This is a genomic window from Streptomyces sp. URMC 123, assembly GCF_051386515.1.
Lineage (GTDB): Bacteria > Actinomycetota > Actinomycetes > Streptomycetales > Streptomycetaceae > Streptomyces.
On record NZ_JBPQTV010000232.1, the window covers coordinates 1 to 10,234 of the forward strand.

General features: G+C 73.1%; 8 protein-coding genes. 6 read left to right on the forward strand and 2 right to left on the reverse strand.

Annotated elements, in window-relative coordinates; translation table 11 throughout:
* Together ACSNOD_RS22760 and miaB are read right to left on the reverse strand one after the other, a co-directional pair.
* A partial coding sequence (locus ACSNOD_RS22760) for a hypothetical protein (RefSeq protein WP_436768875.1) occupies positions 1-535 on the reverse strand: 535 nt, incomplete at its 3' end.
* A 123-nt stretch (positions 536-658) separates the two neighbouring features.
* Positions 659-2,149 (reverse strand): tRNA (N6-isopentenyl adenosine(37)-C2)-methylthiotransferase MiaB, encoded by a 1,491-nt coding sequence (miaB, locus tag ACSNOD_RS22765; RefSeq protein ID WP_436768876.1) that lies wholly within the window; start codon positions 2,147-2,149, stop codon positions 659-661.
* Between the two features lie 175 nt (positions 2,150-2,324).
* On the opposite strand from miaB, the gene ACSNOD_RS22770 reads away from it, so the two are divergent.
* The 6 genes from ACSNOD_RS22770 to ACSNOD_RS22795 form a co-directional block, all read left to right on the forward strand.
* On the forward strand, positions 2,325-3,323 hold the full coding sequence (locus ACSNOD_RS22770; protein ID WP_436768877.1) for a TAXI family TRAP transporter solute-binding subunit: 999 nt from the start codon (positions 2,325-2,327) through the stop codon (positions 3,321-3,323).
* Positions 3,324-3,575: 252 nt separating this feature from the next.
* Positions 3,576-4,937: an ABC transporter substrate-binding protein gene (locus tag ACSNOD_RS22775; protein WP_436768878.1), complete on the forward strand. Its 1,362-nt coding sequence runs from the start codon at positions 3,576-3,578 to the stop codon at positions 4,935-4,937.
* 8 nt (positions 4,938-4,945) lie between these two features.
* Positions 4,946-5,827, forward strand: coding sequence for a carbohydrate ABC transporter permease (locus ACSNOD_RS22780; protein ID WP_436768879.1), 882 nt, complete (start codon positions 4,946-4,948; stop codon positions 5,825-5,827).
* On the forward strand, positions 5,824-6,639 hold the full coding sequence (locus tag ACSNOD_RS22785) for a carbohydrate ABC transporter permease (RefSeq protein ID WP_436768880.1): 816 nt from the start codon (positions 5,824-5,826) through the stop codon (positions 6,637-6,639). The genes ACSNOD_RS22780 and ACSNOD_RS22785 overlap by 4 nt, the downstream gene beginning before the upstream one ends.
* Before the next feature lie 86 nt (positions 6,640-6,725).
* Entirely contained in the window at positions 6,726-7,991 is a 1,266-nt protein-coding gene (locus ACSNOD_RS22790) for a glycoside hydrolase 5 family protein (RefSeq protein ID WP_436768881.1), read from the forward strand.
* A gap of 1 nt (position 7,992) precedes the next feature.
* The coding region (locus ACSNOD_RS22795; protein WP_436768882.1) for an endo-beta-N-acetylglucosaminidase at positions 7,993-10,234 on the forward strand (2,242 nt) is incomplete at its 3' end.

A 10,234-nucleotide genomic window follows, 5' to 3' on the forward strand; every position in this document is an offset into this window, starting at 1 on the left:
CGGCGGCCGCCTCCAGGGGGCAGTCGGGGAGCCGCAGCATGCGGCAGGCGCTGCCCTCGCCCATCACCAGCAGGGCCACCCGCTCCGCGCCCGCCGCGAGGTCGTGGCCGACCTCGGCGCAGTGGTCGGAGGAGAGCGGCTCGCCGACACCGAGGCCCTCGACCGGGGCGGCGGACCAGCCCGCCTCGCGCAGCAGCCAGGCGGCCACCGCGAGGGACGGCGGCAGAAGGCGCTCGGTGGCCCGCTCCGCGGCCGCGTCCGCAGCGGCGGGCGCCTCGGCGCGGGACGGGTCGAGGGGCGTCCGCACGTCCACCCCGAAGCCGTGGAAGGAGCCGATGGCGCCGCCGGGGTGCGGGCCGCGGCCGTCCTGCTCCGCCGGGCCGATGACGACCAGCCGGTCGGGGCGGGCGGCCGCCAGTACGGACACCGCGTCCGAACAGGCGGCGCGCAGCGCGTCGAGCTCGGCCGCGGCGCCGGCGGCCACCTCCGGGACGAGCAGGGGCGGGCAGGGGCAGACGGCAGCGGCAACGAGCATGCCCGGAACCCTAGCAAGGCGCTGTTCGGCGGAACGTGCGCGGCGAACAGCGCGCTCCCGCGCCCTCAGGACGGGCGCGGGAGCGAGCAGTACGGAGCGCGAGGGGCGCGGGCGGCGGCCCGCTCAGTCGAGGGCGCAGCCGGCCGTGGTCGCGGGCGGCAGGGGCGCGGGCACCCCGACGCCGGGCAGGCCCAGCATCACGCCCGACGGCGCCGCGGGAGCGGCGTTGCGCTTCTCCCAGGCGTCACCGGCGCGCGTGCGGCGGACGCCCCGGGCGGGGCCCTCGGCCAGCAGGTGGTGCGGCGCGGCGTAGGTGATGTCGACGGTCACGACGTCGCCCGGGCGCACCGGCTCCTCGGGGCGCGTGAAGTGCACCAGCCGGCTGTCCGGGGCGCGGCCGGACAGCCGCCGGGTGGCGCCGTCCTTGCGGCCCTCGCCCTCGGCCACCAGCACCTCCAGGGTGCGGCCGACCTGCTTCTTGTTCTCCTCCCAGGAGATCTCCTCCTGGAGGGCCACCAGGCGCTCGTAGCGGGCCTGGACGACCTCCTTGGGGATCTGGCCCGGCATCTCCGCCGCGGGGGTGCCGGGGCGCTTGGAGTACTGGAAGGTGAACGCCTGCGCGAAGCGCGCCTCGCGCACCACGTGCATGGTCTCCTCGAAGTCCTCCTCGGTCTCGCCGGGGAAGCCCACGATGATGTCGGTGGAGATGGCGGCGTCCGGCATGGCGGCGCGCACCTTGTCGATGATGCCGAGGTAGCGGTCCTGGCGGTACGAGCGGCGCATCGCCTTGAGCACGGTGTTCGAGCCGGACTGGAGCGGCATGTGGAGCTGCGGCATGACGTTCGGCGTCTCGGCCATGGCGGCGATCACGTCGTCCGTGAAGTCCCGGGGGTGCGGCGAGGTGAAGCGGACCCGCTCCAGGCCCTCGATCGAGCCGCAGGCCCGCAGCAGCTTGGAGAACGCCTCGCGGTCGCCGATGTCCGAGCCGTAGGCGTTGACGTTCTGGCCGAGCAGGGTGATCTCCACCACGCCCTCGGCGACCAGCGCCTCGACCTCGGCGAGGATGTCGCCGGGGCGGCGGTCCTTCTCCTTGCCGCGCAGCGCGGGCACGATGCAGAAGGTGCAGGTGTTGTTGCAGCCGACGGAGATGGAGACCCACGCGGCGTAGGCGGACTCGCGCCGGGTGGGCAGCGTCGAGGGGAACGCCTCCAGGGACTCGGCGATCTCGACCTGCGCCTCCTCCTGGATGCGCGCGCGCTCCAGCAGTACGGGCAGCTTGCCGATGTTGTGCGTGCCGAAGACGACGTCGACCCACGGCGCCTTCTTGACGATGGTGTCGCGGTCCTTCTGCGCCAGGCAGCCGCCGACGGCGATCTGCATGCCGGGCCGCCTCGCCTTCATCGGGGCGAGCCGGCCGAGGTTGCCGTACAGCCGGTTGTCGGCGTTCTCCCGCACCGCGCAGGTGTTGAAGACGACGACGTCGGCCTCCCCCTCCGCGGTGCCCTCGGGGGCCCGGACGTACCCGGCGTCCTCCAGCAGTCCGGAGAGCCGCTCGGAGTCGTGGACGTTCATCTGGCACCCGTAGGTGCGCACCTCGTATGTCTTCGCGCTCATCTCGCCCACCAGGGTACGTGCTCGCTCCCGGGCCGCGCTCGGCCCCGGCGGGGCGCGGCGCCGCCTCGGCCCCGGCGGGGCGATCACCACTCGGTCCCGGCGGCGGCGCGGCTCGGTCCCGGCGGCGGCGCCACGCCTCTGGTACGGACCGAGGGCAGCTGGCAGGATCGCGCGCATGGTGCCAGCTCTCCCCCGTCCCGGCCGGCGCCGCGCCGCGCAGGGCGCGGTCGCGGCCGCCGTCGTGCTCGGGCTGCTGCTGTGGTGGGCGCTGCCGGTGGGCGGCGCGGCCTCGCCGAAGGGGACGGTCTCCTTCACCACCGGGGTGCCCTCAGGGGTGTACGCGCGCTACGGCGGGCTGCTCAAGCGCTCCCTCGCCCGGGAGCTGCCGGCCGTGGAGGTGCGGCTGCGGTCGAGCAAGGGGTCGGTGGAGAACATCGGGCGGCTGATCTCGGGCGAGGCCACCTTCACCATCGCCACGGCGGACGCGGTCGCGGCCTACCGGGGCGAGGGTGGCAGGGACGCCCAGCGGCTGCGGGCGTGCGCCCGGCTGTACGACGACTACATCCAGCTCGTCGTGCCCGCCGACTCGCCCGTGAAGACCACCCGGGACCTGCGGGGCCGCCGGGTCGCCATCGGGCAGGAGGGGTCCGGGGTCGGTCTGATCTCCGAGCGGCTGCTGCGGGCGGCCGGGCTGGACCCGGAGCGGGACATCACGCCCGTCCGCAAGGGGATCGACGAGATGCCCACCCTGCTGGAGCGGGGCAGGATCGACGCCTTCTTCTGGTCGGGCGGCCTGCCGACGGGTGCCGTCTCCGATCTCGCCGGGCGCTTCGGCATCAAGCTGGTGCAGCTGGGCGACCTCATCGACGAGCTGCACGCGCAGGGGAGCGAGAACCGCCACTACCGCGCGGCCGTGATGCCCGCCGACGCCTATCCGCGCTCCCGGGACCGGAGGGCGATCAGGACGGTGGCGGTGGCGAACCTGCTGGTGACCACCGACCGTACGGACGCGGAGCTGACGGAGGGGGTCACCCGGACGGTCATCGGCAGCCGTGACCGGATAGGGAGCCAGGTGCACGCGGCTCAGCTGGTGGATCTCCGTACGGCGATCTACACCGATCCGCTGGAGCTGCACGAGGGGGCACGGCGGTACTACCGGTCGGTCAAGTCCTGATCGAGGGGGCAGGAGAAGCGCGCACCGTGGGGTTGACGGGGGCCATGGGGCGCGACACCGTTGTCATCGCTGCTCGCCGGGCACGCCCGCGAGGGGTGCGACGCGTACGCCTTGCCACCTTCTCCGCCCTCTCCGCTGCTCCTGCGCCTTTTCTTCCGTTCGTGCTGTGCGCCGTTCCGCTTTGTCGGTTTTCTCGCCTTTCCCGCGGCGGCCCTTCGGGGCCCGGCCGCCCACGAGGAGTGAGGAATGCCCATGCGCCGAGGAATGCCCGTTCGCCACCGCCCGCCCCGCTCGCTGTCCGCCGTCGCCGTGGTCACGGCCGCCGCCCTGCTCGTGACCGGTTGCGGCATCGGGGGCGGCTCATCGGGCTCCGACGGCGACGAGCCGCGGAGGAAGGGCACCGTCTCCGGCGAGATCACCTTTCGCACGCTGCAGCTCAAGCCGAATTTCACCGAGTACGTCGAGGGCGTCATCGACGCCTTCGAGAAGAAATATCCGGACGTGAACGTGGTCTGGGAGGACGTGCCGGGCGAGGGGTACAACGAGAAGCTGGTCACCGACGCCCAGGCCGGCACGCTTCCCGATGTCGTGAACCTCAACACGGATTCGTTCCAGCTGCTCGGCGACCGCGGCATGCTGGCCGATGTCGAGAAACTCGCCCCGGAGGTCGCCCGGGAATACGTGCCCGGCGCCTGGGAGCAGTACCGGCTGCCCGGCAAGGACGGCGTCTACGCCTTTCCCTGGTACGTGACGCCGGAAATCCTCACCTACAACGCGACGCTCTACGCCGCGTCGGGGCTCGACCCGGCCGAGCCGCCGACCACCGTGGAGCGGTTCTTCGACGTCGCCGAGCGGATCGCGCGGACGTCGGGGGGCTCGTACGCCGCCTTCATGGCCGATCCGAAGGGCCGGCTGCCCGGCGACTGGCAGAAGATGGGGGTCCGGCTCCTCAACGAGCGGCGGGACGCGTTCACCTTCGACACCCCGAAGGCCGTGGAATGGGTCACGCGCATGCGGGATCTGTACGCCCAGGGCGCCATGCCCAAGGAGTCCCTCACCAAGGCCGATGACGTCAATCAGCTCTACGGCGCCGGAAAGGTCGTCTTCGGTCCCGGGTCGCCCGGCTTCATCAAGGACGTCAAGGAGAACTCGCCCCGGGTCTACGAGCGGACCCGCGTGGCGAAGGCGATCACGGGCACCCTCGGCCATATCGGCATCTACACCCAGTCCCTCGGGGTGAGAAGGACCACCGAACACCCGGACGCCGCCGCCGAGTTCGCCCGCTGGGTGACCAACGGCCCCAATCAGGTGGCCTTCGCCAAACGGGTGACCATTTACCCGTCGAACGCGAAGGGGCTCGCCGACCCGTATTTCTCCGACCGCGGTGACGGCAAGGACCCCGAGACCATGGCGCGGGCCATCGGCGCCGAGCAGTTGCGGGCCGCGCGGCTCGACGCCAATACCCCCGTGGAGTGGACCAGCCAGGTCGGCGATGCCGTGACCCGGGAGATGCAGAAGGCGATCAAGGGCGAGAGCGACCCGGCCGCGGCGGTGCGGGCGGCCCAGGAGGCGGCCAACGCCCTGCTCGCGCAGCAGCGGCGCACACCGCGGTAGGGCCTGTCGTGGCGACCGCGTACCGCCGCTGGTGGACGCCGTATCTCTTTCTGCTGCCCGGCCTGGGAGCGGTGGTCACGTTCAGCCTCTGGCCGTTCCTCAACACCGTGGTGCTGTCCTTCACCGATGCCAGGATTCTCACCGGGGGCCGCTATGTGGGCCTCGCCAATTACCGCCGGGCGTTGGGCGACCCGGACTTCTGGACGGCTCTGTTCAACAGCGTTCTCTACACCGTGGTCGTCGTGCCCTGTCTGGTGGTGCTGCCGCTCGCGCTCGCCGTCCTGGTGCGCAAGAACATTCCCGGCATCGGGTTCTTCCGCTCGGCCTTCTTCACCCCGGTGATCGCCTCGGCGGTCGTCGTGGGACTGATGTGGCAGTGGGTGCTGCGCAGCGACGGCCTGGTGAACACCGTCCTCGCGAAGCTGCGGCTGATATCGGAGCCGATTCCCTTTCTCACCGACAGCACCCTGCTGCTGTTCTCGGCGATGCTGGTGACCGTCTGGAAGGGCCTCGGGTACTACATGGTGTTCTATCTGGCGGCCCTGGGAAATGTGCCGGCCTCGCTCTACGAGGCGGCCGCCCTGGACGGCGCGGGGCCCGTGCGCCGCTTCGTCAGTGTCACCGTCCCCTCCGTGAAACCCATGATGCTCCTGGTGGGCACGCTGTCGGCGATCTCCGCGCTGAGGGTCTTCACCGAGATCTATGTGTTCGGCGGCGAGACCGGCGGGCCGGGCGGGGATTCCCGCACGCTGCCGTTCCTGATCCGCCAGGTCGGGCTCGGCTTCGCGGGCGAGACCGGCTACGCCGCCGCGATCTCCCTTCTCCTGTTCCTGCTGACATTCGTCTTCAGCGTGCTGGGGCGGCGCTTGTCGAAGGGGGACGAGGCATGAGCCGTTTCCGACTGGCCGGCCGCTATACGACGCTCTGCCTGATGCTGGTGGTCATGCTGGGCCCGGTGGTCTGGCAGTTCCTGACCTCCCTCAAGGGGCGCGACGAGGACGTCTACAGCGGGCTGCTGCCCAGTCGGCCCACCCTCGACCATTACGCGCGCCTCGCCGATTCGTTCCCCCTGTTCGCGTACGCGGGGAACACCCTGATCGTCGCGGTTCTGTCGGTGATCAGCAATGCCGTGTTCGCGGCCATGGGCGGATACGCGCTCTCCCGGCCCGGGTGGCGGGGGCGCACCGCGGTCTTCACCGTTCTGGTGGCCACCCTGATGTTCCCCTTCGAATCGGTGATGATCTCCCTCTTTCTCACCGTGCGCTCCATGGGGCTCATCGATTCCCTGATCGGGGTCTGGCTGCCCGGCGCCGTGTCGGTGCTCAACCTCCTGATCATGCGGGCGGCCTTCCTGGCCGTGCCGCGGGAGATCGAGGAGGCCGCCGTCCTCGACGGGGCCCACGAGTGGCAGCGCTTCACCCGCGTCTTCCTGCCGTCCGCCCGGGGCGCGCTCGCCGTGGTGTGCGTGACCAGCTTCATCGGCGCGTGGGACGACTTCCTGTGGCCGCTGATCGTGCTGACCAGCAGCGACAACTACACCCTCCAGCTCGGTCTCAAGACGCTGTCCGGTACGTCCTTCTCGCGTGACCAGCGGCTCGTGGCCGCGGGCTCCATGGCCGCGCTGCTTCCGATGGTGCTTCTCTTTCTCTGCCTCCAGCGCCTTTTCTTCAAGGGCGTCGGCGAAGGGGCCGTCAAGACATGACCACCAATTCCTCGGATTCCACCGGTTTCACGGATTCCACGAATTCCACCGGTTTCACCGATCCTGTCGGTTCCACCGATCCTGCCGTGGGCGTCGATTCCGCCGCCCGTCGCCCACCGCGCCTGGGCGCCAACTACACCCCCTCGCGGGGCTGGTTCCACCACTGGCTCGACTTCGACCTGGACGAGGTGCGGCGCGACTTCGACTCCCTCGCCGCGCTCGGCCTGGATCATCTGCGGGTCTTCCCGCTCTGGCCGGTGTTCCAGCCCCATCGCTCCCTGATCCGGCCGCGCGCCCTCGCCCAGCTCGTCCAGCTCGTCGACGCCGGCGCCGAGCGCGGGCTGGACATCGCCGTGGACGCCCTCCAGGGGCACCTCTCCAGCTTCGACTTCGTCCCCGCGTGGCTGCGCACCTGGCACCGGCGCAATCTCTTCACGGACGCCGAGGCGGTGGCCGGGGAAGCCGCCTATGTCGAGGCCCTCGCCGCCGCCCTCGCCGACCGTCCCGGCTTCCTCGGAATGACCCTGGGCAACGAGCTCAATCAGTTCTGCGACGCCCGGCACCCCGACCCCGACCCCTGCACGGAAGCGGAGGCCGGTCGCTGGCTCAGTCATCTGCTGTCCGTGTGCGAGCGCGCCGCCCCGGGGCGCTGGCACACCCACTGCGAGGACGACTCCGTGTGGTTCCGCGACGGGCACCCCTTCACCCCCGCGCACGCCACGCGGCTGGGCGCCGCCACCACCGTGCACGCGTGGGTGTTCAACGGCACGGCGCAGCGCCACGGCCGTACGGGCGCCGCCACACTGCACCACGCCGAGTATCTGATCGAGCTGTCCAAGGCGTGGGCGCGGCCGGGGCGGCCGGTGTGGCTCCAGGAGGTGGGGGCGCCCGCCCCGCTCATCCCCGCCGAGCACGCCGCCCCGTTCGCCGAGGCGACCCTGGAGAACGCCTTGGTCTGTACGGATCTGCGGGCCGTCACCTGGTGGTGCTCGCACGACGTGTCACGGTCGCTCGTCGACTTCCCCGAGCTGGAGTACGGCCTCGGGCTGCTCACCAGCGACCGGGAGGTCAAGCCGGCCGGGCGGGTGCTGGCGAGGGCCGCGGAAGGGCTGCGCGCCCACTGGTCGCCCCCACCGCCCCGCACCACAGGACTGCTGCTCGACGCGGGCGACGAGCACAGCGCGCCCCACCGTTCGGTGTGCGCGCCCGGAGGGGAGTTCTTCGAGGCCTGGGCCCGTCTGGCGGCCCGGGGCGTCCGGGTGGCCGCCGTACTGGTCCAGCGCTCCGGTGACGCCGCCCACCTCGCGGCCCGGGGCATCACCGAGCTCGTCCACACCGGCGAGGTGACCTGAGATGACCGCTCGCGACGACCGCGCCCACCCCGCCCCGGCGCGGGGCCTCTCGCGCCGCGCCCTGCTGGCCGGCGCCGCGGCGGCGTCCGTACCGCTGCTCGGGGCCCCGCCCGCCGCAGCCGCCCTGTCGGAGGCCACCGGTGCCTCGGGCCGTACGGTCGCGGGCGCGCCCGCCGCCCCGAACAAGGGCGCGCCCCTCGGTCCGTACGGGTCCTCCCTCCAGCCGTACGCCACCTACTGGTTCCCGGACAGCTTTCCCGAGGGCCGCGAGCCGGACCCCGGCGCCGTATGGCGCAGCCTCAAGCAGTGGCGGCCGGAGGACGACCCGGATCTGCCCCACAACGTCTCCACCGTGCCGCGGGCCGAGCGCTTCACCCCCGTGCCGGCCCACCCCGGGGCGCACGACCGGGCGCGCCTGTCCGCGCTGGTCTCCTTCTCCCCCACGGCCGGCAACCCCTCCCAGGGCGCCCCCACCGCCGACTTCTACGCCTTCACCCACTGGGCCTATCTGGAGGAGCTGGTGTTCTGGGGCGGCTCCGCCGGCGAGGGGATCATCCTGGCGCCGAACGGGCCGGTCGTCGACGCGGCGCACCGCCATGGCGTGCGCGTCCTCGGCACCGTCTTCCTGCCGCCGGTCGCGTACGGGGGCGACCTCACCTGGACGCGCGAGCTGGTGCAGCGCGACTCCTCCGGCGGCTTTCCGCTCGCCGACCGGCTGGCGCTGGCCGCCCGGTCGTTCGGCTTCGACGGCTGGTTCGTCAACGCCGAGACGGAGGGCGGGGACGCCGCGCTGGCCCGGGAGTTCGCGGCCTTTCTCCGCCATCTGCGCGCGGCGGCCCCCGAGCTCTCCCTCACCTGGTACGACGCGTTCGACGCGGAGGGGCGGGTGGGCTGGCAGGGGGAGCTCAACGACCGGAACGCGCTGTTCTTCCACGGCGCGGACGGGCCCCTGGCGCACACGATGTACCTCGACTTCCGTTGGCGAGAGGACCGCACCCGGCCCGCCTCCTCCGCCCGGTACGCCGCCAAGCTGGGCCGCTCGCCGTACGAACTGTGGGCCGGCGTGGACGTGCAGGCGAACGGATGGGGCACGGAGGTCGACTGGGAGGCAGTACTGCCCGAGGGGCGCGACCCCCTGGTCTCGTACGGCCTCTACCGCCCCGAGTGGACCTGGCACTCACAGCCGGCGCCCCGCTCGCCCGGCGCCTTCCACGCCCGCGACAACCGGTTCTGGACCGGGGAGGACGCGAACCCCGCCGCGCCGGTGGGCCCGGACGGCTGGCATCCGGCGGCGCTCCACATCGCCGACCGCTCGACGGTCACCGGCCTGCCGTTCGCCACGGCGTTCACCACGGGGCACGGCACCGACTGGTACGAGGAGGGGCGGCCGACCGGCACCGGCGCCTGGCACCACCTCGCCCTCCAGGACCGGCTGCCGGGCCGCCGCTGGGCCGTGCACACCGTGGGGCGGCGCCCCTCGGTGGGCTTCGACTTCGAGGCGGCCTGGCGCGGCGGCAGCAGTCTGCTCGTGGACGGCGAGCCGACGGCCCCGGTCACGGTGGAGCTGTACCGCACGGCGGTGCGGCTGCCGGCCGGGGGCGCGACCGTCGAGCTGACGCACCGGGCCGAGCCGGGCTCGGCGGCCGTCGTCGTCGAGCTGGCCGTGGCCTGTGCCGAGCCGGCCGGGCCGGGAGCGCGGCCGCCGTTCCGCTGGCTGCCGGCGGCGACCGTACGGGCGGAGGACGGCTGGACCAGCTCCGCCGTACGGCTCGACGGGCGGCGGTTCGGTCGCCGTACGGTCCGTGTGCTCGGTGTCCGGCTCACCGCCGCGGCGACGGACGCCGACCGTACTGCCGAAGGCCCGGACGAGCTCCGTACTGCTCACGGCCCCGGCCACACCCGTACGGCGGAGCGCGGTGGCGCGGGCGGCGCGCTCCGGTGGCGCCTGGGGATGCTCGCCGTGCACGCCGGCCCTCCCCGGGCTCCGGGCCGGCCCGGGCTGCTGCGGGTGACGGCCTCCCGCCTCGTCGCCCCGGACACGGCCGAGCTGCGGCTGCGCTGGCGCCCGGCCCGCGGGGGCGGCACCGACCGCGCCGTGCGCCACTACGAGGTGCACCAGGTGCTGCCCGGCGGGCAGCGGCGCTTCCTGGGTGGCACCTGCGCCCCCGCGTACTTCGTGCCCGCCCTGCGCCGCAGTGGCGCGGAGCGGCGCACGCGCATCGAGGTGCGCGCCGTGGGGGCGG